Annotated in this window: 24 protein-coding genes; 16 read left to right on the forward strand and 8 right to left on the reverse strand. The window is 71.0% G+C overall.

Annotation, left to right across the window (positions count from 1 at the left end; all coding sequences use genetic code 11):
* Positions 1-19: 19 nt before the first annotated feature.
* The 4 genes from ACFWI4_RS16750 to dacB all read left to right on the forward strand — a co-directional run bounded on the left by ACFWI4_RS16750 (position 20) and on the right by dacB (position 6668).
* Positions 20-2734, forward strand: coding sequence for a thioester reductase domain-containing protein (locus tag ACFWI4_RS16750; RefSeq protein ID WP_387196386.1), 2715 nt, complete (start codon positions 20-22; stop codon positions 2732-2734).
* Positions 2731-3867: an alpha/beta hydrolase gene (locus tag ACFWI4_RS16755; RefSeq protein ID WP_387196389.1), complete on the forward strand. Its 1137-nt coding sequence runs from the start codon at positions 2731-2733 to the stop codon at positions 3865-3867. Before ACFWI4_RS16750 ends, ACFWI4_RS16755 begins: the two co-directional genes overlap by 4 nt.
* A 70-nt stretch (positions 3868-3937) precedes the next feature.
* Positions 3938-4717: an alpha/beta fold hydrolase gene (locus ACFWI4_RS16760; protein WP_387196392.1), complete on the forward strand. Its 780-nt coding sequence runs from the start codon at positions 3938-3940 to the stop codon at positions 4715-4717.
* Positions 4718-5081: 364 nt separating this feature from the next.
* On the forward strand, positions 5082-6668 hold the full coding sequence (gene dacB, locus ACFWI4_RS16765; protein WP_387196395.1) for a D-alanyl-D-alanine carboxypeptidase/D-alanyl-D-alanine-endopeptidase: 1587 nt from the start codon (positions 5082-5084) through the stop codon (positions 6666-6668).
* 105 nt (positions 6669-6773) lie between these two features.
* Here the strand turns inward: dacB and ACFWI4_RS16770 are convergent, their stop codons facing one another.
* Positions 6774-8357, reverse strand: a complete 1584-nt coding sequence (locus ACFWI4_RS16770; protein WP_387196398.1) for an MDR family MFS transporter — start codon at positions 8355-8357, stop codon at positions 6774-6776.
* Between the two features lie 256 nt (positions 8358-8613).
* On the opposite strand from ACFWI4_RS16770, the gene ACFWI4_RS16775 reads away from it, so the two are divergent.
* Positions 8614-9222, forward strand: coding sequence for a TetR/AcrR family transcriptional regulator (locus tag ACFWI4_RS16775; RefSeq protein WP_387196401.1), 609 nt, complete (start codon positions 8614-8616; stop codon positions 9220-9222).
* A 34-nt stretch (positions 9223-9256) separates the two neighbouring features.
* Here the strand turns inward: ACFWI4_RS16775 and ACFWI4_RS16780 are convergent, their stop codons facing one another.
* Entirely contained in the window at positions 9257-9673 is a 417-nt protein-coding gene (locus tag ACFWI4_RS16780; protein WP_387196519.1) for a MarR family winged helix-turn-helix transcriptional regulator, read from the reverse strand.
* 242 nt (positions 9674-9915) lie between these two features.
* On the opposite strand from ACFWI4_RS16780, the gene ACFWI4_RS16785 reads away from it, so the two are divergent.
* Positions 9916-10749, forward strand: a complete 834-nt coding sequence (locus tag ACFWI4_RS16785) for an alpha/beta fold hydrolase (RefSeq protein WP_387196404.1) — start codon at positions 9916-9918, stop codon at positions 10747-10749.
* 134 nt (positions 10750-10883) lie between these two features.
* Positions 10884-12002: a substrate-binding domain-containing protein gene (locus tag ACFWI4_RS16790; RefSeq protein WP_387196407.1), complete on the forward strand. Its 1119-nt coding sequence runs from the start codon at positions 10884-10886 to the stop codon at positions 12000-12002.
* Here the strand turns inward: ACFWI4_RS16790 and ACFWI4_RS16795 are convergent.
* Positions 11959-12441 (reverse strand): MarR family winged helix-turn-helix transcriptional regulator, encoded by a 483-nt coding sequence (locus ACFWI4_RS16795; RefSeq protein ID WP_387196409.1) that lies wholly within the window; start codon positions 12439-12441, stop codon positions 11959-11961. The genes ACFWI4_RS16790 and ACFWI4_RS16795 overlap by 44 nt on opposite strands.
* Positions 12442-12838: 397 nt before the next feature.
* Here ACFWI4_RS16795 and urtA point away from each other — a divergent pair, with 397 nt between their 5' ends.
* The 7 genes from urtA to ACFWI4_RS16830 all read left to right on the forward strand — a co-directional run bounded on the left by urtA (position 12839) and on the right by ACFWI4_RS16830 (position 18546).
* Positions 12839-14092, forward strand: coding sequence for an urea ABC transporter substrate-binding protein (gene urtA / locus ACFWI4_RS16800; protein WP_387196413.1), 1254 nt, complete (start codon positions 12839-12841; stop codon positions 14090-14092).
* Between the two features lie 96 nt (positions 14093-14188).
* Complete coding sequence (gene urtB, locus ACFWI4_RS16805; protein ID WP_387196417.1) at positions 14189-15076, forward strand: urea ABC transporter permease subunit UrtB; 888 nt, start codon at positions 14189-14191, stop codon at positions 15074-15076.
* On the forward strand, positions 15073-16239 hold the full coding sequence (gene urtC, locus ACFWI4_RS16810; protein WP_387196420.1) for an urea ABC transporter permease subunit UrtC: 1167 nt from the start codon (positions 15073-15075) through the stop codon (positions 16237-16239). Before urtB ends, urtC begins: the two co-directional genes overlap by 4 nt.
* Entirely contained in the window at positions 16236-17012 is a 777-nt protein-coding gene (gene urtD, locus ACFWI4_RS16815; RefSeq protein WP_387196423.1) for an urea ABC transporter ATP-binding protein UrtD, read from the forward strand. Before urtC ends, urtD begins: the two co-directional genes overlap by 4 nt.
* A 5-nt stretch (positions 17013-17017) precedes the next feature.
* Positions 17018-17710, forward strand: coding sequence for an urea ABC transporter ATP-binding subunit UrtE (urtE, locus tag ACFWI4_RS16820; protein WP_387196522.1), 693 nt, complete (start codon positions 17018-17020; stop codon positions 17708-17710).
* Positions 17711-17833: 123 nt separating this feature from the next.
* Positions 17834-18325 (forward strand): DUF2975 domain-containing protein, encoded by a 492-nt coding sequence (locus tag ACFWI4_RS16825; protein ID WP_385392649.1) that lies wholly within the window; start codon positions 17834-17836, stop codon positions 18323-18325.
* Positions 18325-18546 (forward strand): helix-turn-helix domain-containing protein, encoded by a 222-nt coding sequence (locus ACFWI4_RS16830; RefSeq protein WP_385391776.1) that lies wholly within the window; start codon positions 18325-18327, stop codon positions 18544-18546. Before ACFWI4_RS16825 ends, ACFWI4_RS16830 begins: the two co-directional genes overlap by 1 nt.
* Positions 18547-18742: 196 nt before the next feature.
* Here ACFWI4_RS16830 and ACFWI4_RS16835 read toward each other — a convergent pair whose 3' ends face one another.
* Positions 18743-19690 (reverse strand): RNA-binding protein, encoded by a 948-nt coding sequence (locus ACFWI4_RS16835; protein ID WP_387196426.1) that lies wholly within the window; start codon positions 19688-19690, stop codon positions 18743-18745.
* Positions 19691-19814: 124 nt separating this feature from the next.
* Positions 19815-20396: a hypothetical protein gene (locus ACFWI4_RS16840; RefSeq protein ID WP_387196429.1), complete on the reverse strand. Its 582-nt coding sequence runs from the start codon at positions 20394-20396 to the stop codon at positions 19815-19817.
* A gap of 149 nt (positions 20397-20545) precedes the next feature.
* Between ACFWI4_RS16840 and ACFWI4_RS16845 the strand changes: the two genes are divergently transcribed.
* Positions 20546-20926, forward strand: coding sequence for a hypothetical protein (locus ACFWI4_RS16845; protein ID WP_387196432.1), 381 nt, complete (start codon positions 20546-20548; stop codon positions 20924-20926).
* A 56-nt stretch (positions 20927-20982) separates the two neighbouring features.
* Here ACFWI4_RS16845 and ACFWI4_RS16850 read toward each other — a convergent pair whose 3' ends face one another.
* Positions 20983-22500, reverse strand: coding sequence for an MFS transporter (locus tag ACFWI4_RS16850; protein WP_387196435.1), 1518 nt, complete (start codon positions 22498-22500; stop codon positions 20983-20985).
* Entirely contained in the window at positions 22497-23711 is a 1215-nt protein-coding gene (locus ACFWI4_RS16855) for a M20 family metallopeptidase (RefSeq protein ID WP_387196438.1), read from the reverse strand. Before ACFWI4_RS16855 ends, ACFWI4_RS16850 begins: the two co-directional genes overlap by 4 nt.
* 110 nt (positions 23712-23821) lie before the next feature.
* Here ACFWI4_RS16855 and ACFWI4_RS16860 point away from each other — a divergent pair, with 110 nt between their 5' ends.
* On the forward strand, positions 23822-24898 hold the full coding sequence (locus ACFWI4_RS16860) for an Lrp/AsnC family transcriptional regulator (protein ID WP_387196440.1): 1077 nt from the start codon (positions 23822-23824) through the stop codon (positions 24896-24898).
* A gap of 43 nt (positions 24899-24941) precedes the next feature.
* Here ACFWI4_RS16860 and ACFWI4_RS16865 read toward each other — a convergent pair whose 3' ends face one another.
* Positions 24942-26273: a lanthionine synthetase LanC family protein gene (locus ACFWI4_RS16865; RefSeq protein ID WP_387196443.1), complete on the reverse strand. Its 1332-nt coding sequence runs from the start codon at positions 26271-26273 to the stop codon at positions 24942-24944.
* Positions 26274-26397: the final 124 nt, after the last annotated feature.

The raw sequence follows: 26397 nt of genomic DNA on the forward strand, positions 1-26397 counted from the left end.
CACAGCGCGGAGGGCTCTCATGAGCGAGAAGACAGAGAACACGGCCTACGCCGGACAGCGGGCGATCGCCGAGGCGATCGAGCGGGGTGACGGCGGGCCGAGCCTGGAGGACCTCCTGGCCAGGGTCGGACAGCCGTCCACGCCCGCCCCGGCGCCCGCCCCCGAGCCGATGGCGACCGGAACGCGCAGCGGAACCGATGTCGCGGACGGGACGGGCCGCCGTGCCGGTGGCGGTGGCGGTGGTGTTGTCGGTGGTGGTGGCGTGGCGGACCACGGCACCGGCGCCCCGTCGGACTCCGCCACCCCCGACGCGGAGGGCCTGGCCGTCGTCATCGCCGCCACCGCCGGCCGCTTCGTACCGGCAGGGCGACTGGCGCCCGACGCCGACTTCTTCGACGCCGGGGGGACCTCCGTGGGAGCGGTGGAACTCGTCGCCGCGCTGGAGGACGAGCTGGGCATGGAGATCGACCTCGACGAGGTCTTCGCCGACGCCCGTCCGCGGAGCCTGGCGCTGCGCTGGGTGGCGACCGTGGGTGCCGCGACCGCGGGCGTCACGCCGTCGGGCCATGGGCCGGCCACGACGAACGAGGGGATCACCGGGCAACTCGTCGAGCGGATCACCGGGCAGGTCACCGGGCCACTCGCCGGGCAGGTCACCGGTCGTGTCGCGGAGGGGGGCACGGAGCGGATCACCGATCGGATCACCGAGCCGATCACCGTGCAGGCCCCGACCTCGACCCCGACCCCGGCGCCCGTTCCGACCCCGGTTACGGCTCCCGCCCCGTCGGCGTCTACGGCCGGTGCCCTCCGGACCTCGGACGCCCGTCCCCCGTACACCACCGCCCGTCCCGAGGATCTCGACCAGATCCTGGCCGATCTCTCCCTGGCCGACCGCCTGCCCTGGATCGGTTCGCCCGAGCCCGTGCCGCCCCGCCGGATCCTGCTCACCGGCGCCACCGGCTTCCTCGGCGGCCATCTGCTCCTCGACCTGCTCAGACACAGCGACGCGCACGTCCACTGCCTCGTGCGCGCCGCCGACACGGACGCGGCCACGGCCCGCCTGGGCGAGGCGCTGAAGAGCCACCGGCTGCCCTGGTCCTCCGAGATCCGCCGCCGGATCACCGTGCTCCCCGGCGACCTCGGACAGCCGCACCTCGGCCTGTCCGACGACCTGTGGAACGAGCTCGCCCACGAACTGGACAGCATCGTGGGCGTGGCGGCCGCCGTCGACTTCCTGCGCGGCTACCAGTCGCTGCGCCGGAGCAATGTCCTCGGCGCGCTCACCCTGGCGGAACTGGCCGCGACCGGACCGCCCAAGCCGCTGCACCACATCTCCTCCATCGCGGTCTTCAACGAGGTCGGCATCGCCTCCATGGGCGAGGACGACCCGCTCGCCCACGTCGACCGTCTCGTCGCGGGCTACGACCAGACGAAGTGGGCCGCCGAGGTCGCCCTGCGGCGGGCCCGCGACCACGGCCTGATCGTCACCGCGCTGCGCCCGGGAGGCATCGGCGGCCACACCCGCACGGGCGCCCACAACCCGCAGGACCTCAGCAGCGGACTCGTCGCGGCCTTCGGGCGGCTGCGCACCGTGCCCGCCTTCCACCGTCTGAACGCGGCCCCCGTCGACTGGGTGAGCCGGGTCGCGGCCGCCGTCGTCTGCGAGCCCGACGCCTGGGGATTCGACTACAACCTGACCGGCGTGCCCAACACCCTCGACGACGTCGTACGGGACATGGCGGTCGGCGGGATGCATGTGCGCGTACAGGACTGGGACGAGTGGCGCACCGACGCCCTGGCCCGCCTGGAGGCCGAACCCGTCCCCGAACTGGGCTTCCTCACAAGGGTGTTGAAAAGTCCCACCGCGCTCAGGCTGTGCGAGGCGACCCTGAAGGGCCCGGCGGCCACCGGCGAACGCACCGCCGCGCTCGTCGAGGCGCTGGGCCTTCGCCCGGCGTCCCGCTACGACGCCCGGGCCCAGCTCAGGACGTTCGAGCGGCTCGCCGAGGACGGCCTGGCCCGGCTCCCGCACAAGGACGACCAGCCGTACCTGTGGTTCTCCGAGACGACCGAGGGTGCCGTGCGCCCGGTCGGAGAAGGGGCCCAGGCCGGGGCGGTCCCGGTCGGGGCGGAAGACTCGGTGGGAGCGGCGGCCGCCGTCGGTGCCGGCGCCCCCTGCTCGATGGCGCTCACCCTCTCCATCGCGAGCATGTACCAACTGGTGCGGGAGCGCCGGGTGGACGCCGCCGGCGAACTGACGTGTGCCGCGATCCATCCCGAGCCGCTGCTCGTGGAACGCGGCGACCTCTGGATCCGCCCCGAGGACGGCATCCCGCAGCGGCACGGGACACGCACCCGACTCCTGCGCTACCGGCTGACGTTGCGCGACGCCGACGGCGGCCGCTGGTGGCTCGAAGGCCACAAGTACGCCCGCGCCCGCCGGGACGTGTGGCGGCAGACGCGCGCGCTGTCCGTCGAGATCGGCCGTGAGGACGAACCCGCGAGCCTCGCCGGTGAACTCGTCGTGCCCGCCGACAGCTACGTCCGCGACCAGATCGACGGCATCGAGGTCGACCCGCGTCTGACCGGCCCGGAGAAGCGTGCCGCCAAGCTGACCTGGCTCGCCTGGTTCGGCGCCGAAATGGGCCGCGGTCTGCTCAACCCCTTCGCCCGCGCCGCCGCGGACCTCCTCGAACTCCGCCGTACCCGTACCCCCTCGGAGCGCCACCGATGATCCTCAGGACGACCAACTCCCGTACCAGGCAACCGATCCGCAGGGTCAGGAGGCGCCCCGCCCCGAGACCGCTGTGCCACCGGCTCGATCCCGCCCGGGTCGAGGAGATCCCCTTCCACGCCGGTGACGGCCTGCGCCTCGGCCTCACCCGCGTCGACAGCGGGGACCGGGACCGGCCCGCCGTGCTGCTCCTGCACGGGCACACCGCGTCCGCGGACATGTTCCTGCTCCCCGAGACCCGCAACCTGGTCGACGTCCTGCTCGACGACGGCTACGAGCCGTGGCTGCTCGACTGGCGGGGCAGCTGCCGGCTCCCCTACAACGAGACCGGCCACAGGTACACGTACGACGACGTCGCCCTGTACGACATCCCCGCGGCCGTCGCCCGGATCCGTGAACGCATCGGCGACCGGCCGCTGTTCGTGGTCGCCCACTGCATCGGCGCCCTCACGCTGTCGCTGAGCATGACGGCCGGACTGGTGCCCGGGCTCGCGGGCGTCGTGTCCCAGGGCGTGTTCCTGACGCCGAAGCTCGCGGGACGCACCTCGCTGCGGATGACGGTGGCCGGCGAGCTGCTGCGCAACCGCATCGACCACATCCCGGTCGACTTCCGCAAGGTCGGCCTCCGTTCGAAGTACACGGCCCTGTTCGCGCTGGCCTCCCGCGGAGCCGGCTGCCCGGACCCGACCTGCCAGATCCTCCACAACTCGGCCTGGGGTTCGGGTGCTTCGCTGTTCCTGCACGAGAACCTGTCCGAGGCCACCCATGACCGGCTCGCCGAACTCCTCGGACCCGCGCCCCTGTGGATCCTGCCGCACCTGCGCCGTATCGAGCTCGCCCGCAGCGTCGTCCGCTGGCACGACAGCGACCACCGCTACCGGGCGCTGCCGCCCAACGCGCTGGACGCGGCCGGCCGTATCGACACCCCGGTGCTGCTCCTCGCGGGCAGCGAGAACGGACTCTGGCTGGACTCGCAGAAGCTCTGCCACCAGGTGCTGGCACACCGGCAGCCCCAGCTGGACGTGTCGTACACCGAGATCCCCGCCTACGGCCACCTGGACACGTTCCTGGGCCGCGGTGCCGCCCTCGACGTGTTCGGTCACATCCTCGAATTCCTCGGCGAACGACGGTGACGGGGGCCCCGCGGCCCGTTACCGTACCGACCAGTAACCACAAAGACGCGACCGCACTCCAGGAGGCCCCATGCCGCAGCTCGAAGTCGACGGCGCCACGCTGACGTACGACGACGAGGGCCCCCGCGACGGTGACGGCGTGCCCCTGGTGTTCATCCACGGCTGGACGGCCGACCGGCACCGCTGGGACCACCAGATGGACCACTTCGCCCAGAAGCGTCGGGTGGTACGGCTGGACCTGCGCGGGCACGGCGAGAGCGACGGGTCAGGGCGGTCGACGGTGGCGGCGCTGGCCGGCGACGTGCTCGCCGTCCTCGATCACCTCGGGCTCGACCGGTTCGTCCTCGTCGGCCACTCGATGGGCGGGATGATCGCGCAGACCCTGACGCTCGACCACCCCGAGCGGGTCGAGCGGCTGGTGCTGGTGAACTCGATCAGCAGGATGACGTACAGCCGGGGGAGGGGGCTGCTGATGGCGGTCTCGACCATGGTGCCGTTCAAGCTGTTCGTGGCCGCCAACATCCAGCGCGCCTTCGCCCCCGGCTACCCGCGCGAGAAGATCCGCGCCTACGTCCGCGCCTCGGCCGGGACGCCCCGCGAGGTGGTCATGACGTGCTACGGGGCCATGCGGTCCTTCGACGTCCTCGACCGGCTCGGCGAGATCCGCACGCCCACGCTCCTGGTCCACGGCTACCACGACATCCAGCTGCCCGTGTCGCAGATGCTGCGGATGGCCAAGGCCTGCCCGGACGCCGTGGTCCGGATCGTGGACGCCGGGCACGAACTGCCCGTCGAGAAGCCGGAGGAGCTCACGGCCGTGGTCGACCGGTTCGTGACCGACCAGCCGTAGCCGGGTCCCGGGCACCGGGCCGGCAGCGGCGGCCCGCGTCCGGCCCGCGTCCGGCCCGGTCGCGCGGGGGTCCCCGTCAGTGGCGGCCCGCGTCCGGCCCGGACGCGAGGGGGTTCCGCGACCGGGCGACCCGCGTGCCGCCCGGTCGCGATGCGTCCCCGGGGCCGGGCGTGTGACGACGATCGACCGACCGGATGAAGTTCGCCCCCGCACCGTCGGCGCGGCCTCGATCAGCGGAAACGCGCGCGGTCCCTGTTCCTACGATGCCGCAGGAGCGCCCGGCGAGCAGGGCCCGCGCGAGCAGGCCCCGCGCGACGCGCGCTTCCTCGATTCGGCTCTTTCGACATCAGGAACGGCGGAACGCATGAGACCGATGAACTGTGGCCGGCTACGGACCTGGGCCGCTGCCGGCGCGACCCTCACGTTTCTGGCGGGAGCGGCGGCCGCCGGCTCCCCGGCGGCTGCGCACGGCGACGACCTCGGCCCCGCCATCGAGGCGATCATGCACAAGCCCGAGTACAAGCACGCGCAGTGGGGCGTGCTGGAGACGGACCCGGAAAGCGGCCGGGTGATCCACTCCCAGTTCGCGAACCAGTTCTTCGTCCCCGGCTCCACCGTCAAGCTGGTCACCATCTCGACCGCCTGGAACACGCTCGGCCCCAACCACCGGTTCACCACTCCCGTGATGGCGACCGGCACCCGTACCGGTTCGACGCTGCACGGGAACCTGGCGCTGGTCGCGCAGGGCGACCTGACCATGGGCGGGCGCACCAAGCCCGACGGTTCGGTTGACTACACGGACATCGACCACACCGAGGCCGAACTCCCCGGCGCGACCCTGACCCCCGAGAACCCGCTGGCGGGCATCAACCAGATCGCCCGGCAGATCCGCGACTCCGGCATCACCCGGGTCGACGGCAACGTCATCATCGACCCCCGCATCTTCAAGCTGCCGGACCTGAGCCCGCAGCCCACCCCGCTGATCCTCAACGACAACCTGATCGACCTGCTGACGACCCCGACCAGGCCCGGGCAGGCGGCGAAGCTGTTCTGGCGCCCACAGGTGTCGCCGTACCACGTCACCTCAAGCGTCCGGACGGTCTCCCGCGGGGGCACCACCTCCGTGAACGTGACCGCCTCGCCCGACGGCACCCAGATCCACCTCTCCGGCACCATCGCCGCCGGTTCGCAGCCGCTGCTGCGGGTCTCCGGCATCCAGGACCCGAACGCGTTCGGCCGCACCGCGCTGATCGAGGCCCTCGGCCGCGTCGGCGTCACCGTCACCGCGCCGCCCACCGGGGCCAACCCGAAGAACCAGCTGCCCGCCTCCTACCGGGGCGACCGCCGCGTCGCCGCGTACGTCTCCCCGCCGTACAGCCAGTACGCCAAGCTGATCCTGAAGGTCAGCCACAACCTCGGCGCCAACCTGGCCCTGTGCAACATGGCCGTCGCCCGCGGCAGCAAGAACTGCTTCGACGCGTTCCCGATCGAGCACGACTTCCTCACGAACGTCGCGCACGTCGACCCGATGCAGTTCCAGCTCTCCGACGGACGCGGCGGCACGCCGTCCGAGCGGGTCACGCCGAAGGGCCTGGTCGAGCTCCTCACCTACTGGCTGCACACCCCGGACGCCAGGGCCTTCCGCAAGCTGCTCCCGATCCTGGGCGTCGACGGCTCGAACGGGATCTCCTGCACCACCGACTGCCCGGCCAAGGGCAAGGTGTTCGCCAAGCCCGGCACCATCGTCGGTGTGGACGACCTGAACCAGCAGCTCGCGGCCACCGCCCAGAACGAGGCCGGCTATCTGAAGACCGACGACGGCCGTCTGCTGACCTTCTTCGTCGGCGTCAACGGCGCCGCCACCGCCGACCTCAACAGCTTCATCAGCATCTTCAACGACGTGAACCAGATCACCGCCCTCCTCCAGGAGCAGGCCTCGGCCGGCCACTAGCGCACCTCCGCACACAACGACGCAGCCTCGCCCGGATCACCGGGCGAGGCTGCGTCATGTGTTGTCGGAGGGGTGCCGCCGGACCGGCGGCACGGATCCCTCAGGTCACTCGGCCACCTGGAGGACCGGAGCTTCCTTGTCCTCGGCGGGCTTCGCGTCACCGAAGCCGCGCAGCGGGGTGTGGCGGATGAACAGGGCGACGATCAGGCCGACGGCGGAGACGATGGCGCCCCAGAAGAAGACCTTGTCGACACCGTCGGTGACGGCCTGCTGGAACAGGTGCTGAGCGGCCTCGGGGAGGCTGCGCAGCGCCTGCGGGGTCATCTGGGCCACGTGCACGGAGCCGCTGCCGGCCGCCGCGCCACCGCTGTGGGAGGTCAGCGAGTGGGTGAGGGCCGAGGTGTAGATGGAGCCCAGCAGGGAGACGCCGAGGGAGCCGCCCATGTTGCGCAGGAAGGTGGCGGCACCGGTGGCGGCACCCATGTTGCGCAGCGGGGCGTTGTTCTGCGCGATGAGCATCGTGGTCTGCATCAGGCAGCCCATGCCCGCGCCGAGGACGACCATGTACAGCGAGGTGGTGCCCCGGGAGGTGCCGGTGCCCATGGTGGCGAACAGGCCGAGGCCCGCGGCCATGAGGATGGTGCCGACGATCGGCAGGGCGCGGTAGTGGCCGGTGCGGCTGATGATCGCGCCGCCGCCCATGGACATCGCCATGGAGGCGAGCATCATCGGGAGCAGCAGCAGACCGCTGTTGGTGGCGGAGGAGCCCTGCACGAACTGCTGGAACTGCGGCAGGAAGGTGATGCCGCCGAAGAGGGCGAAGCCGACGATGAAGCTCAGGGTCCCGGCGAGGGAGAAGTTGCGGTTGTTGAAGACCGACAGCGGCATGATCGGCTCGGCGACGCGGCGCTCGACGAACACGAACGCGACGAAGGCCACGACGGTCAGCACGGCGAGGCCGATGATCATCGCCGAGTCCCAGTCGTACTCGTTGCCGCCCCAGCTGGTGATCAGGACCAGGGCCGTGATCCAGGTGCTGAGCAGGGCCGTACCGATCCAGTCGATGCGGACCTTGCCGGTGCCGCGGGAGAGCTTGGCCAGCGTGAACCAGCACACCGCGAGGGCGGCGACGCCCAGCGGCAGGTTGACGTAGAAGGCCCAGCGCCAGGTGAGGTGGTCGGTTATGTAACCGCCGGCCAGCGGGCCGCCGATCATGGCGGCGGGCATGACGGCCATCAGCACACCCTGGTACTTGCCGCGCTCGCGCGCCGGCACGATCTCGGCCATGACCGACATGACGCCGACCATCAGACCGCCGGCGCCCAGGCCCTGGAGGGCGCGGAAGCCGATCAGCTCGCCCATGTTCTGGGACATGCCGCACAGCGCGGAGCCGATCAGGAAGATCGAGATCGAGGCGATGAAGGTCATGCGGCGGCCGTAGAGGTCGCCGAGCTTGCCCCAGATCGGCGTGGCCACGGTCGAGGCCAGGATGTAGCCGGTGGTCACCCAGGCGAGGTGGTTGAGGCCGCCCAGGTCACCCACGATCGTCGGCAGGGCGGGGGCCACGATCATGTTGTCGAGCATGGCCAGGAGCATGGCGATGACCAGACCGCTCATGGTCGCCATGATCTCGCGATGGGTGAACCCCGCCGGTTTCTCCTCGGTGGGGATCGCTTCGGCCGACGCCATGGGTGTTGCCTTTCTTCGGGACGCTCTGTGATGCAGGCAGCACGGTGGACGCGCGTCCATGCGGCTGGGCCCGAAAGAGGAGGCGCAGGGGAGAGCACGGTACGAGCGGACATGCCTGTGGAGCGACAGAGGCCCTATGATGACTCTCTGTCACTTACCTGTCGTCAAGTAACTTACTTGCCGGGCGGTAAGCTGGCAAGCCAGGCCCCGCGACGGCACCAGTCGTCCGCGGCACCACCGCAGAGAGGCACACCACATGGGCGCGGCGCAGCGGCGTGGCAGCGACACCAAGGCCGAGATCCGTGCTGTCGCGCTCGAGCTGTTCACCGAGCAGGGGTACGAGGCCACCTCGCTGCGGGAGATCGCCGAGCGCCTGGGTGTGACGAAGGCCGCGCTGTACTACCACTTCCCGAGCAAGGAAGAGATCGTACGCTCGCTGTTCACCGAGTACCTGGCGGCCCTCGACGAGCTCGTCTCCTGGGTCCGCACCCAGCCCCCCGGCCCCGAGCTGCGCGCGCAGGTCATCGACCGCATGATCGCCACGGCCTCCGAGCAGAAGCTGCCCGTCATGCGGTTCGCGCTCACCAATCAGCACCTGCTCAAGGACCTGCGCCCGGACCGCGAGAACGTCCTGGAGCGTCTCAACGCCCTGTACGACAGCCTCACCGGCCCCGACGCCACGGTCGAGGAGGCGATCCGCATCCGCATGGCCCTGCTCAGCGTCCACTTCGCCTTCCACGCCGCCCAGGATCTCGACGCCACCGACCGGCAGATCACGGACGCCGCGCGCAGTATCGCCTACCTCCTCAACCCGCCGGCCGGCACAGGCCGGGCCGAGCCGCCCGCGCCGCCCGGCGCGCACTGAGCCGCCGCACTCTCTCGCGGTCGCCTCGTTCGTCTCACAGCCGCTGAGCGTCGAGCGGTTCGCCCGGAGTGCCGATCCGGCGCAGCAGGCCGAGCAGCGTGGCCCGCTCGTCGTCGTCCAGGGGGCCGAAGGACGCGGCCAGCACCTCGCGGGCGACGGTGCGCCCCGCGGCCAGGACGTGCTCGCCCGTCTCCGTCAGATGGTGTTCGATCCGTCGGCCGCGGCCGGGCCGGCGCTCGACGAGGTGCTGGGCCGCGAGCCGCGTGGCCAGGGTGCCGAAGGACTGGTCGCCCTGGAAGGTCGCGACGGCCAGTTCGTGCGCGGACGCTCCGGGTGCACGGGAGATCGCCCGCAGCGCGTCCCACTGGGCCAGGGTCGTGCCCACCGCCGCGAGCCGGGTGTCGAGGGTGCGGTGGTGCCGGTACTGCGCCTCCTTCACGGCGCGCCCCAGCTCTTCGAGATCGGGCGCCGCGGGGGAAGCGGGAGGCGGGCCCGGGGTCCTGGCGGCCGAAGCGGCGCTGCCGTGCGCGGAGCCGTGCCCTGTGTCGGTGGCGGGTCCGCCGTCGTCGGTCCTGCCTCGGGTTCCGCCGGCCGCGGCCCGGGCCCCGTTCGTCTCTTGGTGCGCAGTCATGACCGCATCCTAGGTCGAATCTAAGCTTGCGTATATACGCATACGTAGATACGGTCTCGCCCATGACTGATGCCGAGATGCGTACGCGTACCGTCCACCCGCGCCCCGACCTACCCCTCCACCTCACCGAGACCGGCCCCGCCGACGGCCGCCTCGCCCTCGTCCTGCACGGCGGTGGCGGCCCGGCCACCGTCCAGGGCATCGCCGCGCACCTGGCCGACCGGCACGGCATGCGGGCCGTCGTTCCCACGCACCCGGGCTGGAACGGCACGGAGCGCCCCGGCTGGTTCACCGGTGTCGACGATCTGGCGATCGCCTATCTGCACTGGCTCAGGGACGAGGGTCACCGTGACGTCCTCGTCGTCGGTTCCTCGCTCGGCGGCTGGACCGCGGCAGAGATGGCCTTCCGCGACGACGGCGCTGTGATCGGTTCGCTGGTGCTGGTCAACGCCGCGGGTGTGGAGGTCCCGGGCGAGCCCGTCCGGGAGATCTTCGGACTCCGGCCGGACGAGATCGCCGCGTACTCCTTCCACGATCCGGCCCGCTTCGCCGTGGACCCGGCCACGCTCACCGAAGAGCGGATCGCGCTCCAGCGGGCCAACATGGCCGCGCTGCGCGTGCTGGCGGGCGACCCGTACATGCACGACCCGAAGCTCCTGAACCGGCTCGGCCGGGTGCGGATCCCGGTTCTCGTGCTGTGGGGCGAGAGCGATCGCATCGTCACGCCCGCCTACGGGCGGGCCTTCGCGGGAGCGTTTCCGCGGGGGTCGTTCGAGCTGATCGCCGAGGCCGGCCATCTGCCGCACATCGAGCGCCCCGGAGCCACCTTCGCCGCCCTGGACGCGCATGTCCAAGCCCGGGCCGCGGACAGGGGTGAGCTCGCCCGGCCTGCCTGATGGGCCGAGGGCCCCGGGTCGCCGGGGGAGCGGGGCGAGGAGCCGTCGGCGCCCGGCGGCTCCTCGCGCCCACGAATCGGTCTCGATCCCGGCCCGTGCTTGGGTGAGGAACGCCGTCACGCCATCATGTGACCATGCGCCGGCCGCTCCACCCCCGCAGCCCCGAGTGGTTCACGGCCGACGAGTCGGCCCTGAACGTCGCGCTCGTGTACCCGATGCAAGGGCCCGCTGGAATCCTCGGTCCCGCCTGCGGGACGTGCGCGCGGCTGGCCGCCGAGGAGATCAACCAGGCCGGTGGTGTGCTCGGCAGGGAGCTGCGGCTGCTGGAGGTCGACGGCGGAGCCCGGCCGGAGAAGGTCGCCGAGGAGGTCGGGGCCCTGGTGGCGACCGGCGTGGTGCACGGGGTGACCGGCTGGCACATCTCCTCGGTCCGGCAGGCGGTGGCGCCGCGCGTCGCGCACCGGGTGCCATACGTGTACACCGCCCTCTACGAAGGCGGTGAGCGCACCGACGGTGTCTTCATGACCAGCGAGACACCGGACTGGCAACTCCGGCCGGCCATGCACCTGCTCGCCGGGGCGCGGCGGACACGCCGGTGGTTCGTCGTCGGCAACGACTACGTCTGGCCGCGGCGCACCGCCCGCGCCGCACGCCGCTACGCCCAGGCGCCGCGCGGCGGCCGGGTCTGCGGCGAGGCCTATCTGCCGTTGGGCACGGAGGACTTCGCCGACGTGCTGCGGCGCATCGAGCACACGGAGGCGGACGGCGTGCTGATGCTGCTGGTCGGCAGCGACGCGGTCCGCTTCAACCGGGCGTTCGCCGCGAACGGCCTGGACCGGCGATGTCTGCGGCTGAGCACGCTGATGGACGAGAACATGCTGATGGCGAGCGGCCCGGAGGCGACCGGCAACCTGTTCAGTACGGCCGGCTTCTTCTCCTCGCTGGCGAACCAGGACACCCTGGACTTCCACGGCCGCTACGCCGGCCGCTTCGGCCTGGAGGCGCCGGCCCCCGGCAGCCTCGGGGAGTCGTGCTACGAGGGAGTGCTGCTGCTCGCCACGCTGATCGAGCGGGCCCGCACCCTGGACGTCTCCGCGATCTCGGCCGCCGCGGAGAACGTTTCCTACGAGGGTCCGCGCGGCCTGCTCCACCTCCGGGACCGGCATGTCCGCCAGCGCATCTACCTTGCGGAGGCGGACGGTCCCGACTTCAACGTGCTCGCCCAACTGCCTTCCCCGCACGACCTGTCGTGACGCGCGCCGGACCGGCCGTGAGCCGTCCCTCCAGGGCCTCGGCCAGCCGCGCGAGCAGGTCGTCCAGCCCCTCGCCCGCGAGCAGGGCATCCAGGTCCGGCCAGTCGGCCCGCACTTCGCGTGCCAGCAACTGCCACCGCTGCATGCCCCGTGGGGTGAGGTGGGCCAGGACGCGGCGCCGGTCGGCCGGGTCGACGCGACGGTAGACCAGGTTCTGGTCGACGAGCTGGTCCATCAGCTTGGTCAGGCTCGGCGCCGGCAGGAAGGCGTGGTCCGCGAGGGCCGTCATGTTGTGGCCCCGGCCGTCCGAGAGCAGGTCGAGCACCCGCCACGCCTCCACGGAACACCCGAACTCGTCGAGGACGCACTGCACTCGGCGCACCGCGAGCCGTTCGGCTCGCGTGAGCAGGTGGAGCAGTTCCTGGGGTCGTCCCGCCATCGTGCTCCTCCGCTCGTGCCCGCCGACCGATGCCCGAGCGTACCGTCGATCACCGGGCCCCGGAAAAGGGGAATCAGAATATCCGACCCTTCCCCGGGGAAACATTGATGGTCGTTTCCGCCATTTCCTCAACCGGGGCTATCCAACGGCGGCTTCCTCCGTTTTCTCCGAAGCGCAATACTTTCACTGGAAACTGTTCATCAATTGCTCCGAAACGCGGTGGAAACAGTTTCCCTCCAGGCTGTGGTCGCACTTCAGCGACCAGCCCGGACACCACCCCGGAACGGCTGGGGAACCCGTGCGCCGACACCGCCACCTCTGAAGCGCCGTCCCCTTCATTCCCTCCCCAGAGTCTTTCCGCTCTCTCGTATCGCCCTTCGGGGCAAGGAGGTTGTGCATGTCCGGGTACAGCATCAGCAGACGCGGTCTCCTGGCCGGTATCTCGGCCGCCGGCGCATCGGCGGCCCTCGGCGCGTGCGGCGCCAAGACGGGCGACACCACCTCCACCGGCTCCGGCGCCAAGGCCGACACATCAGGCGACACGGTCAAGGTCGGCCTGCTGAACTCGCTCTCGGGCACCATGGCGATCAGCGAAGTCACCGTCCACAATGCGCTGTTGCTCGCGGTGAAGGAGATCAACGCCTCCGGTGGCGTGCTGGGCAAGAAACTTCAGCCCGTCAGCCAGGACGGCGCCTCCGACTGGCCCACCTTCGCCGAGAAGGCGGAGACCCTCATCAAGAACGACAAGGTGGTCGCCACCTTCGGTTGCTGGACCTCGGCCAGCCGAAAGGCCGTCAAGCCGGTCTTCGAGCGGTACAAGTCACTGCTGTTCTACCCCGTGCAGTACGAGGGCCTGGAGCAGTCGCCGTACATCTTCTACATCGGCGCCACCACCAACCAGCAGATCGTGCCCGCACTCGACTACCTCAAGAAGCGGGGTCTGACCAAGCTCTACCTGGTCGGCAGCGACTACGTCTTCCCGCGCACCGCCAACAAGATCATCAAGGCCTATGCGAAGGCCAACGGCATGGATGTCGTCGGCGAGGACTACGCCCCGCTCGGCTCCACCGAGTTCGGCACCATCGTCAACAAGGTCAAGGGCGCCGGCGCGGACGCCGTGTTCAACACCCTCAACGGCGACTCCAACGTGGCCTTCTTCAAGGAGTACAAGTCGGCCGGCCTGACCGCGAAGAGCCTGCCGGTGGTCTCCGTCTCCATCGCGGAGGAGGAGGTCAAGAGCATCGGTACCCAGTACCTGGACGGCCAGCTCACGGCCTGGAACTACTACGAGACCACCCCGGGAGCGGCCAACACCAAGTTCGTTGCCGCCTACCAGGCCGCGTACGGCAAGGACAAGCCGACGTCCGACCCGATGGAAGCCGCCTACATCTCCGTCTACCTGTGGAAGGCGATGGTCGAGAAGGCCGGGTCCTTCGACGTGGCGAAGGTGAAGGCCGCCTCCGGCGGCATCACCCTCGACGCCCCCGAGGGCAAGGTCACCGTGGACGGCGCCACCCAGCACGTCTACAAGACCGCCCGGATCGGCAAGGTCGGCTCCGACGGTCTGATCACCGAGGTGTGGAACTCCGGCAAGCCGGTCAAGCCGGACCCGTACCTCAAGGGCTACTCCTGGGCCTCCGGACTCTCCTGATCCCCGCCCGGCACCGGGCCCGGCCCTCTCCAGGGGCCGGGCCACGCCAACGGCGCACGCGTCCACCCGACCCCCGCCCCGACCCGGAGCCGACCCATGACGGTCATCCTCAACCAGTCCCTCACCGGCATCAGCATCGGTGCCGTCCTGCTGCTCATCGCCCTGGGTCTGACCCTGACCTTCGGCCAGATGGGCGTGATCAACATGGCGCACGGCGAGTTCATCATGGCCGGCGCCTACACCACGTACGTCCTCCAGCAGTCCATCAGCAGCGCGGGCCTCTCCCTGCTCGTCGCCCTCCCGACAGCCTTCCTGGCCGCCGGAACCATGGGCGCCCTCCTGGAATGGCTGCTCATCCGCCGCCTCTACACCCGCCCGCTCGACACGCTGCTCGTGACCTGGGGCGTCTCGCTGATGCTCCAGCAGCTCGCCCGCGACATCTTCGGCGCCCCCAACGTGCAGACCGCCGCGCCCGACCTCCTCACCGGCAACATCGCACTGGGCGGCGGCATCACCTTCGCCAGCAACCGCCTGTTCATCCTCGGCCTGGCCCTGCTGAGCGTCCTGGCGCTCACCCTCATCCTCAGACTCACGCCGCTCGGCCGCCGGATCCGGGCCGTCGTCCAGAACCGCGACCTGGCCGAGGTCTCCGGGATCGCCACCGGGCAGGTCGACCGCATCACCTTCTTCATCGGCTCGGGCCTCGCGGGCGTGGCCGGCGTCGCCCTCACCCTCGTCGGACCCATCGGCCCGACGACCGGCACCAACTACATCGTCGATGCCTTCCTGGTCGTCGTCGTGGGCGGCATCGGACAGCTCAAGGGCAGCGTCATCACCGCCTTCGCGCTCGGCATCCTCCAGTCGGTCCTCGAATACTCGACCACGGTCAGCGTCGCCAAGGTCATCGTCCTCGTGACGATCGTCGCCTTCCTGCAATGGCGACCCCAGGGCCTGTACACGCTGCGCACCCGGAGCCTGGCATGACGACGACCACCCCCGCTCCCGCTCCCTCTCCCGCCGTGCCGCTCCCGGCGCGCCCGACCCTGGCCGAACGCCTCCGCGTCCCCGCCGCCTTCGTGTCCGGCGCCGTGCTCCTCCTCGGCCTCGCGCCGGCCGTCCTCTCCGACTTCCGCCTCAACCTCCTCGCCAAGTACCTGTGTTACGCCATCGTCGCCGTCGGCGTCAGCCTCGCCTGGGGCCGCGGCGGACTCATGGTGCTCGGCCAGGGTGTCTTCTTCGGCCTCGGCGGCTACGCCATGGCCATGCACCTCAAGCTCACCGACGCGGCGGCCACCGGCGCGACCCTGCCCGACTTCATGCAGCTCTACGGCACGGGCGACACCCTGCCCTGGTGGTGGAAGCCGTTCGCCGACCCGGCCTTCGCGCTCGCCATGACGGTGCTGCTGCCGATGGCGGTCGCCGCCCTGCTCGGCTTCTTCGTCCTCCGGCGCCGGGTGAAGGGCGCCTACTTCGCGATCCTCAGCCAGGCGCTGGCCGCCGCCCTGTCGATCTGGCTGATCGGCCAGCAGGCCACCACCGGCGGCACCAACGGTCTCACCGACATCCAGGGCTTCTTCGGCTACTCCCTCGACGACCCCGTCAACCAGCGGATGGTGTACTTCGTCATCGCCGCCGTCCTGCTGCTCCTGATGGCCGGCGCCCGCCAGCTGTTCGTCAGCCGGTTCGGCGAACTCCTCGTCGCCGCACGGGACTCCGAGGAACGGGTCCGCTTCCTCGGCTACGACCCGGCCAACGTCAAACTCGTCGCCTACGTCCTCGCGGCCGGCACCGCCGGCCTCGCCGGCGCCCTGTTCGTTCCGGCGGTCGGGATCATCTCCCCGGCGCTGATCGGGATCGTGCCGTCCATCGGCTTCGTCATCGGCGCGGCGGTGGGCGGCCGGGCCTCACTGGTGGGCGCGGTGCTCGGTGCGATCGCGGTCGCCTGGACGCAGAGCACGTTGTCCGACGCCTTTCCCGCCGCGTGGACCTACCTCCAGGGCCTGCTGTTCGTGGTCGCGGTCGGCTTCCTGCCCGGCGGCCTGGCCTCCCTGGGCGCCGTCCTGCGCAAGCGCCGAACCGTCGCCTCGGCCCCGGCGTCCGCCCTCGGCACGGCCACCGTGGCGCCCACGACGGGAGAGAAGGCATGAGCGGCCAGGCACTGATCGTCCGCGACCTGCGGGTGACCTTCGACGGCTTCACCGCCGTCGACGGCGTCGACCTCGACATCCACCCCGGCGACCTGCGCTTCCTCATCGGTCCCAACGGCGCCGGCAAGACCACCCTGGTCGACGCCGTCACCGGCCTGGCCAAGGCGGCGGGCTCGGTCCGCTTCGGCGACCAGGACCTGCTGGGCAGACCGGTCCACAAGATCGCCCGCATGGGCATCGGACGCACGTTCCAGACGGCCACGGTCTTCGAGGAACTGACCGTCCTGCAGAACCTCGACATCGCTGCGGGCGCCGGACGGAGCCCGTGGACGATGCTCCGGCGCCGCAAGCACATCCCCGAACCGGTCGCGGAGGCCCTGGAGACCACCGGGCTGACCTCCCTGCGCGACCGCCCCGCCGGCGTCCTCGCCCACGGGCAGAAACAGTGGCTGGAGATCGGCATGCTGCTCGTCCGGGACGTACGACTGCTGCTGCTCGACGAGCCGGTCGCCGGTATGAGCCATGACGAGCGCGAGACCACCGGCGCGCTGCTCCAGCGGATCAGCATGGACCGCACGGTCGTCGTCATCGAGCACGACATGGATTTCATGCGCTCCTTCGCCCGCAGTGTCAGCGTCCTGCACGCCGGCAAGGTCCTCAGCGAGGGCACCGTCGCCGAGGTCCAGGCCGATACAAAGGTCCAGGAGGTCTACCTCGGCCGCACCGCGGAACCCGCCCCTGCCCCGCCCGTGGCCGTCGCCGAGGAGGCGTGAGTCAGATGCTGGAGATCACCTCCGTCCGGGCCGGCTACGACCGCACGACGGTCCTGTACGGCGTCACGCTCACCGTCCCCGACGACGGGGTCGCCACCGTCCTCGGCCACAACGGCGCAGGCAAGAGCACCCTGCTGCGCGCCGCCATGGGCCTGATCAAGCCCAGGAGCGGCACCGTCCGGCTGGACGGCGAGGACATCACCCACCTCGCCCCGCATCAGCGGGTCGCCCGAGGGATGGCCTATGTCCCCCAGGGCCAGCAGTGCTTCCCGCATCTGACGACCGGCGAGAACCTGCGGCTGGTCGCCGACGGCCGCCCCGACGGCCCCGCGGCGACCGCAGAGGCGCTGGACCTCTTCCCGGCCCTGCGCGACCTGTCCGGCCGCCGCGCGGGACTCCTCTCCGGCGGTCAGCGCCAGCAACTCGCCATCGCCCGCGCACTGATCACCCGCCCCAGGCTCCTGCTGCTCGACGAGCCGACGGAGGGCATCCAGCCCTCGGTCGTCGCCGAGATCGAGGAGACGATCCTCGCCCTCACCCGGCGCGGCGGGCTGTCCGTCCTCCTCGTCGAACAGCACGTCGGCTTCGCCATGCGCGCCGCCCAGCAGTACTACGTGCTGGAGGCCGGACGGGTGACGTCCTCGGGAGACGGGGGAACGGCCGCCGAACAGACCGTACGGGCAGCACTCAGCGTGTGAGTCCGGCAGCCGAGGAGTCCCCTCGACCGGGCGAGATCGAGCGCGCGTCGGCGACCGGCACGCCCTAGCCTTGCTTATCGATATTCGATAGATTTCGATCGTAGGTCGATGAGAGGATGAGGCATGGGGAAACTGGCCGTGCGCGCGCTGCGCGCTGTGCTCGCGGTGGTGCTCACCGGCAGCGTGCTGGTGCAGGCGCTGATGGTCTGGACACTGATCAGCGGAAACGACCCGGAGGACGGCTCGGTTCCGCTGACCCCGCTGCGGGTGATCACGATCCTGGGCATCGGGGCGGCCCAGGTCGCCCTTGTCTCCGTGTGGCGGCTGGTGACGATGGTGCGACGCGGAACCGTGTTCTCCCACGACGCCTTCCGGTACGTGGACCTCATCATCGGCGCGATCGTCGCGGTCGCCCTCATGTGGTTCGCGGTCACGGCCGTGAACGCGCCCGGCCAGCGGGACGATCCGGGGGTCACCCTCATCATGGGCGGGATCGGCCTGGCCATCCTCGGAGTCGCGCTCATCGTGCTCGTGCTGCGGATGCTGCTCGTCCAGGCCGTCGACCGGGACGCCGAAGCGGCCAGGTTGCAGGCCGACCTGGACGAGGTGATCTGATGCCGATCGCCGTCGACATCGACGTGATGCTGGCCAGGCGGAAGATGTCCGTGGGGGAACTCGCGGACCGCGTGGGGATCACGCCCGCCAACCTCGCGGTGCTCAAGAACGGCCGCGCCAAGGCGGTGCGCTTCACGACGCTTGCCGCGCTCTGCGAGGTGCTCGCGTGCCAGCCGGGCGACTTGCTCCGCTGGGAGGCGGAGGACAGCGCGGGCGAATGAACGGGGCCGGCGGCGCGTGGCCGCCGGTTCCGGTTGCCCGTAACGGCATCACACGACGGAGCCGATCCTCACCACCACGGTCAGACCCGACCATCCCGACCTCGGCATCCTCAACAGCTGAGCTGCCCAGGTCCCGGAGTGGTCCTAGCGTGAGCCCGGGTGTGACCGTCGCCGTTGCCTCATTGGGAGAACGCGTTCACCACCTGGCGCGCAGCACCCCGTCGGCGTCGGGGAGGGCGGCTTGGAACAGTGGGTGGCGTTCGTCGACGGCCAGGGGCAAGACGCAGGCCGCCCTCGCTCCCGCCGCCAAAGTGCTGAGCTGCTGGTGGTCGGTCTCGGCGACGGTCAGGTGACGGATCGTCCCGTCCGGTGCCTCCCAGACGAAGTCCACGGAGTCGTCCTCGGGCAACGTGGCAAGGACCGCACCGACATCAGGGCTGAGGTCGGGCCAGACGGTCAGGAGCGCACGGGGACCGAGACCGGCGCGAACGGTATCGACGTTGCTCGGGGTGAGGCGGTGCCAGCGGGTGTCGTTGGAGAGGTAGCGCTCCTCCAGGAGAAGCGCCTGTGATGCGGCGAGTTCCGCGCGTACCCGTTCCCAGAACTCCTCGTCCGCGGCCTGTGTCACCTCTGGTTCATCAAGGTCTCTGGCGTAGGGCGAAGCAGTGATCGGCTCCGCGAACAGGCCGAGTTCGTGGGTCCGGGCGACGGCCGCTTCGCACGGACGGTCGCTGCCGACGTACACGTACTGATCCCACCCGACGTGCACGGTGAACCGGTCCTGATGCTCCAGCCGGCACCAGGCGCCGTCCCGGAGCATGACCCGGACCAGCTCCAGCGCGACCGGCACGGAGACCTCGGCACCGTCGTGGTAGCCGGTGAGGTCGGGCGGGAACAGCCCGGCGAGACCGTGTCCCTCGACCGGCGCCTCCAGGCCGAAGCTGACGAAGCCGGTGACCCCCGGATCACGGATCTCCAACCGGTCGACACCCGATTCCCGTGCGAAGGCGGCGATCGCCTCCAGATAGGCCGCTTCGACCGGGCCGTGGTCGCTCTCCGTGTCCTCGGCGCCGTGGTAGTGGCCGTGCTCGTCGCGGTCGGCGGGGTCGTACTTGGTGATCCGGTGGACGAAGGACGGCGGCACGCTGCTCCCTGGGCTGGACTGTCAGGAGGGGGACGCCAGCGTAGTCCGTGACCCACCCGCCCGCCGAGGGCCTGTTCGGCAGGCCGGGATTCGCGCGCCCGGACCGTCGGCACATGGGCGGGTCTCAGCTGTAGACGATGGGGCAGCCGCGTCGGATCGAGTGCTGGGCGGCGCGCAGGTACAGCGCGACGTAGAAGGCTGTGTCGAGGTCCTTGCTCCACGGCCCTGGACGAGTAATCGCCAGTTCCTTCGCCTGCTGCCTGAACCACGTGCTCAGGTCGAGGTTGTCGCACGTCGCAGGGGTTTCCGGCGGAAGACCGATGACCGCGGCGAGCCTTTCGGCGAGCGCCAGTACCTGGGGGGCGCCGGCGACCATGGAGCCGTATTCGCCGCATTCGAAGGGAAGTCGGATCTCCTCATCGAGCGAGAAGGGTACGAGGACCGCCCATCCGAGGAGGGTCTCCGATTCCTCTCGTGACAGGTGCGTCTCGCACAAGGCGTTGAACCCGGTCATGTACGGGGCCAGCTTCTCCTCGAACGCCAGCCCTGAGCCGGGCGCGAAATCCGTCTCCGGGGGAACCTCCTCGTACGGCGGCAAGCCCCGCTTCCTGAGTTCGGCGTTGAGCGCCGAGGCGGTCTCGCCCCACCCGTCCTCCTCGTCGTCGAACCATTCCTCCGCGCCGACGCTCACCATGTACATACCCATGTCGGGAAGCTATCGGCCGCCTCTGACATCGGTTCGCGGGGTCGGCCGCCCGACGGAGAGCGGTCTTGGCACAATGCGGTGTGACCTGTGATGTCTGCGGCCATGAGATGCGACGCAAGCCGGTTCCTGAACGGCGGATGCCGTGGGACATGGCGGTGAAGGAACGCTGGTTCTGTCCCTGGTGCTACGCCTGGACCGAATTCGGACACGACCCGCGCGAGGTCTCGCGGCCGCAGTACGGCTACAGATCGTGGGAGCGCGCGGAATCCCCGCAGCTGCCGGAGGACATCGCCCACGCGTACGACGTGGCCTACGCGTACTCCGCCGACGGCTTCGGTGGGACGCTGTGCGGTCTCGTCCACGAGGGGCTCACGGTCTCGCCGTACCCGTGGATGCAACAGTGGCCGAGTGCCTGCGACGCGTGCAAGGAGGCCGCGGCGGTCATCGACGCACGGTGGCCACGGGAAATGCGGAACGGCAACCGGGACTCTCCCGCCCCGCCTCCCGGTTCCGACTGGCCCCCGTTCTAGTGCCGCGACAGGCAACAGCGTCCCGCGCCAGAGAACCTCGACTCACTCGCGCTTCGTCATGGTTCTCGCGCGGTGGGGCGGTGTGCCCCGGACGCGGGCCGTTCCCTCGTACGCCCTCGCCGGAGGAGACCGGGCGAACGGCCCGGCCCGGCGCCCGAGCCGTGTCCGGCCACCGCCATGATCGCGCAGAGTCCGCAGGCGGCGCACAGCAGCCAGACCGTCGTGTAGCCGCCCTCGTACGGAGTCGTCCCGCCGGGCCTGGTGTGTGATGCCAGCAGGGAGGCGACGGCGCCGCCCGCGACCGCGCCTCCGACGGTCTTCACGTTGTTGTAGAGCGCCGAGGCGACCCCGGTGTGCTCCGGCTTCGTCGCCTCCACCACGACGGTGGGCATGGCGCCCAGCGCCGCGCCGGTACCGGCACCGCAGACCGACAGGGCGACCACCATCTCCCACACGGTCTCGTGAAGGCAGCCGAGGCCGAGGAAGCCGGCCGCCATGAGACCGAACGCGGTCATGAGCGTGCCCCGGTAGCCCAGGTGCCGGGCGATCAGGGCGGTGCAGCCGGAGGTGATCAGCGCCGCCACGGCTCCGGGCAGGCTGACCAGTGAGATGTCCAGCGCGGTGAGCCCGAACCCGTAGCCGTCCGTCGCGGGATCGGCGGCCAGGAACGTCGCGTTGGGGGACTGGCTGCCGAAGTACATGACGCCGAAGAAGAAGGAGACCAGATAGAGCCGTGCGACCCCGCGGCCCTTCATGGCCCTGAGGTCCACCAGTGGTGCCGTGCACCGCAGTTCCGTACGCACCCAGACGGAGATCAGGACGGCGAAGAGCGCGAGGGGAAGGAGGACGCCCGCCGACACCCAGCCGTCGTGGGCGACTCGGGAGACACCTCCGAGCAGCGAGACCAACGAGAGGCCGAGCAGAGTGGCGCCCGGCCAGTCGGGCCGGCCGACCGCCCTCGGGACGCTCTCCGGTATGCGCAGGAAGCTGACCGGAACACACGCCAGAGCCAGGAACGCCGGTACGAGCAGCACGAGTTGGATGTTGTGGACGGCTTTGGCCGTCGCGCCCATGACGACGGCGCCCAGCAGGCTGCCCAGCGTCAGCGCGCCCACCAGCCTCGCGATGGCCCGGCGGGCCTGTTCGACCGGGAGCCGGTCGCGGACCAGGGCGATCTCCAGCGGGAGGAGTGCCACGAGCGCGCCCTGGAACACCCGCCCGAGCAGCAGGACCGGGAAATCGGGGGCGAGGGCGACCAGCAGGGTCCCGGCGGCCACGGCGGCGATGGCGGCACGCAGCATCCGGCGATGCCCGTACAGGTCGCCGAGCCGGCCGAAGACCGGGACCATCACCGCTCCGGCCAGGAGCTGGAGCGCCACGATCCAGTTCAGCGTGGAGTCGCCGATTCCGTGGTGTTCGCCCAGCGCGGGCAGAAGCGGTGCGATCCCCGTCTGGACGAACCCGCTCATCAGCTCGAACAGGACGAGCAGTCCCACGACGGTGGTGACGGATGCGGGCGCCGCCTCGTCCTCGCCGAGGCGGGGCTGGTCCGTCGCGGGCGAGGTCTCGGTCACGCGGACCGGCCCGCTGCCGCGTGACGGTCAAGGGAGCGTACGGCGAGTGAGGCGAGGAGCAGTGCCTGGTCGGGGAGCACGCGGTCGTCGTACACCGCCTGCGCCGAATGGTTCACCGGGGCGGTGGCGGGGTCGCGGTCGGGTGGGCAGGCCCCCACGGCGAGGAAGGCGCCGGGTACCGCGTCGAGTACGAACGAGAAGTCCTCTGACCCGGAGACCGGCCGGGGCGTCTCGAACACCCGGTGCGGGCCGAAGAGGTCGAGTGCCGTCTCCAGGGCGAAGGCCGCCTGGTCCGCTGGGTTCACGGTGGCCGGATACTGGCGGGTGTAGTCGAGCCGTATGTCCACGCCATGGGCCTGTGCGATGCCGCGGAGGGTGCGTTCGACCATGTCCTGAACCTGGTCGCGGGTCCTCTCGGAGTACGTGCGTACGGTCGCCCCGAGTTCGGCCGTGTCGGGGATCACGTTGCGGGCGGTGCCGGCGTGGAAGGAACCCACGGTGATCACCGCCGGGTCCTGGACGTCGATCTCGCGCGCGATCCGCGTCTGCAGGGCGGTCACCATCTCCGCGGCGGCGGCCACGGGATCCCGGGTCAGGTGAGGCATCGAACCGTGCCCGCCCCGGCCGATCACGGTGACGTCGAACGCGTCGGCGGCGGCCAGCATGGTGCCGGGACGCGTGGCGACCGTGCCCATCGGGACCTGGGTCGAGAAGACGTGCAGGCCGTACGCGGCCACGACCCGTTCGCCGGCCGCGTCCAGCACGCCTTCCTCGACCATGATGCGGGCACCGCCTTCGCCCTCCTCGCCCGGCTGGAACATGAACACGACGTCCCCCGCGAGCTCCTCGCGGTGCGCGGCGAGGAGCATCGCCGCACCCACCAGACCGGCAGTGTGCAGATCGTGGCCGCAGGCGTGCATCACACCGGGGCGCTCGGAGGCGTACGGCAGTCCGGTGTCCTCGTGGACCGGAAGCGCGTCCATGTCGCCGCGCAGCAGTACGGCGGGGCCCGGCCTGCCGCCCCGCAGGACGGCCGTGACCGAGGACAGGTCCTTGCCCAGGGTGATCTCCAGGGGGAGTCCTCGCAGAGCCGTCAGGACCTTCTCCTGGGTGCGTGGCAGGTGCAGGCCGATCTCGGGATCACGGTGGAGCCGACGGCGGAGATCGGTGAGGTCGTCGAGCAGGGCGGCGGCGTCTGAGTGCTGGAACATGGCCGGTATCGTGCGTTCGAGGACACGCACCGGCCCCCGAACGACGGCTTCAGCCACTTATCCATGATCATTTGCAAGGATCCGCCATCACGGGGGAAGGAAGCGCGGAGATGCTGGACGAACTGGACTACCTCCTGATCACGGCCCTCCAGCACGCGCCCCGTGCCGACTGGCGGCGGATCGGCGCCGCACTGGACGTGGACGCGACCACGGCCGCCCGGCGCTGGGCCCGGCTCACCGAGTCCGGTCTCGCCTGGCTCGGCTGCCACCCCAACCCCGCGCTCATCGGCGAGTTGATCGTGGCCTTCATCGAGGTCGACTGCGTGCCGGGGAAACTGCACCACGTGAGCGAGCAACTCCTGGACGACGCCCCGCTCTTCAACATCGAGCACACGACCGGGGCCCGGGACCTGATGCTCACCGGCGTCTTCCGCTCGCAGGCACAGCTCGCCCGCTACGTGGGCTTCCGGCTGGGCGGGCTCGACGGGATCGGCGCCACGCGCACCCAACTGGCCACGGCGCTCCACACGGAGGGCAGCCGCTGGCGACTGGACCGGCTGGCCGAGGAACGCCGGGGCATCCTGCGCGCCGACCGTGCCCGGCTGCCGGAGGGCTCGGTCCTCGGCCAGTCGGACCTGGACCTGATCCTGCTGCTCTCGGAGGACTGCCGGCAGAGCGTCGCCCGGCTGGCCGAGCGCAGCGGACTGAGCCCGACCACCGTCCGGCGCAGGCTCGACCGGCTGGACGCGGCCAGGGCCATCTCGTACCGCTGCGAGGCCGCCCGATCCGTCTCCGGCTGGCCGGTGAGCGCCACTCTCTGGGGTGTCGCCCCGGCCGCGGAGACCGCGAGGATCACGGCCCAGCTCTCGGGAATGCGGGAGACCCGGCTCTGCGCGACGCTGTCGGGCCCGCACAACCTCATGGTCACGGTGTGGCTGCGCTCCCTGGGCGACGTCCAGTCGTTCGAGGCGGCGCTGGCCCAGCGGTTCCCCGAACTCGCCATCGCGGACCGGGCCATGACGCTCTGGGTGCTCAAGCACGCCGGAGAGGTGCTCGATCCGGAGGGCCGCCACCTGCGCCGGGTGCCGTTCACGGGCATGTGGGACGACCAGGAGGCGGGCACCGCGGAGAGAGAACTCCTGAACCGGATACGGGCGTCGGCCCCCGCTCCAGCCCCTCCGGCCTGAGGCGGGCCTCGCGGACGCTCGCACGGGCGTCCGCCGAGGGGTCTCAGCTGTCCCGAGCGGTCAATCGCACGTCGTCGGGCACGGCCCACCACTGATCCGGCCGGTCCACCACGAGAGCCTTCGGCCCTGTCTCCCCGTACCGGGCGAGGCGCAGAAGAAAGGCCGCGATGCCCGACGCGCCCTGCATCCACGCGGTGCCGGGCGGCAGCAGGGGCTCGTCGCTCCGGTACTCCACGAAGCGCCAGCGGGCACCCGACTCGTCCCGCACCGCCCGTTCCACGAGTGCGTCGCCCATCGTGCGGGCCCCGCGCAGAGCCGTCTCCGCCCAGTGGGAGTCGGTCAAGTCCTGTGCGGCGTCCAGGAGTACGTCACCGACGCCCGCCGTGCCGCAGCACCGGCCGTCGTTGTCCCAGAAGCCGGGGCGCAGCCGCTCGGGAATGCCCGAGGTCAGGAGGGATGTCAGACAGCGGCGGCGCAGATCGTCGACCCGGAATCCGGCCACCTCGGTGACGCCGGCGTGCGACAACGCCGAGAACAGATGCGAGGTTCCCGCGGGGCCGTGACACCAGGTGTAGGTGAGGGGTTCCACCTCTCGCCTCGACGGCGGGATGGTGTGCGGCACGACGAACCCGCCGTCGTCCAGCACACCCACCGACAGGACGTGCCGGGCGCCGGCGACCGCCGCCTCGACGAAGTCGCCGCGGCCGAGCGCCGCGCCCGCCACGGCCAGCGCGGCGGCCACCCCGGCGGTGCCGTGGGAGTAGTTGGGCGCCCGTGACGGCGTATGCGCCCCGATGCCCCAGTCCAGGCCCGCTTCCGTGCGGTCCGCCGTGCGCAGCAGCGCCTCGCAGCCCGTTGTGGCGATCGCGTCCGCGTACTCTCCTCCTGCCCAGAGCGCCGTCATGACGACGCCCGCGGTCCCCATGATGATGTCGTTCAGCGGGGCGTCGGAGTCCGGTTCGAACTCGAGGGTCGTCCTCCAGCCGTCGGAGGTCGTCAGATCGTGCAGCCGTCGCAGGGCGACGGACTCCGTGCCCGGCGCGAGCAGGCGCAGGGCCGTGACGTCACCGGCGAGCCCGTCGTACAACGACGGCTCGACACGCCCTTCGGCCTCGGCCGACAGCCTGGTCACGATCCCGTCGGCCAGGGCCCGTTCCCGCCCCGTCAGCTCACGGTGTCGCGCGATCTCCGCCAGTACGGGCGCCAGACCCGCGATCCCCGAGTACAGCGAGTCGCGGTCCTTCGCCGGTGTCACGTCCCGCCCGTCCCCGGACACCGTCTCGGGGAGCCACGGGCCCTCGTCCTCGCGCACCTGGTCCAGCACCCACGACCATGCCGCCTCACCCAGCCGCCTGTACCCATCGCTCGTCGCCACCCGGCGACGATACAGCCACCCGAACGGCCCAGGAGCCCCGCGCTCACGCCGGGCGGAACGCGGTGGTCGGCGCGTGCATCAGGGCGCCCATGGAGCAGGGCCTCGGGGCACGTGACCGCCGCTG

It is taken from the genome of Streptomyces sp. NPDC127038 (assembly GCF_042725875.1).
Taxonomy (GTDB): domain Bacteria; phylum Actinomycetota; class Actinomycetes; order Streptomycetales; family Streptomycetaceae; genus Streptomyces.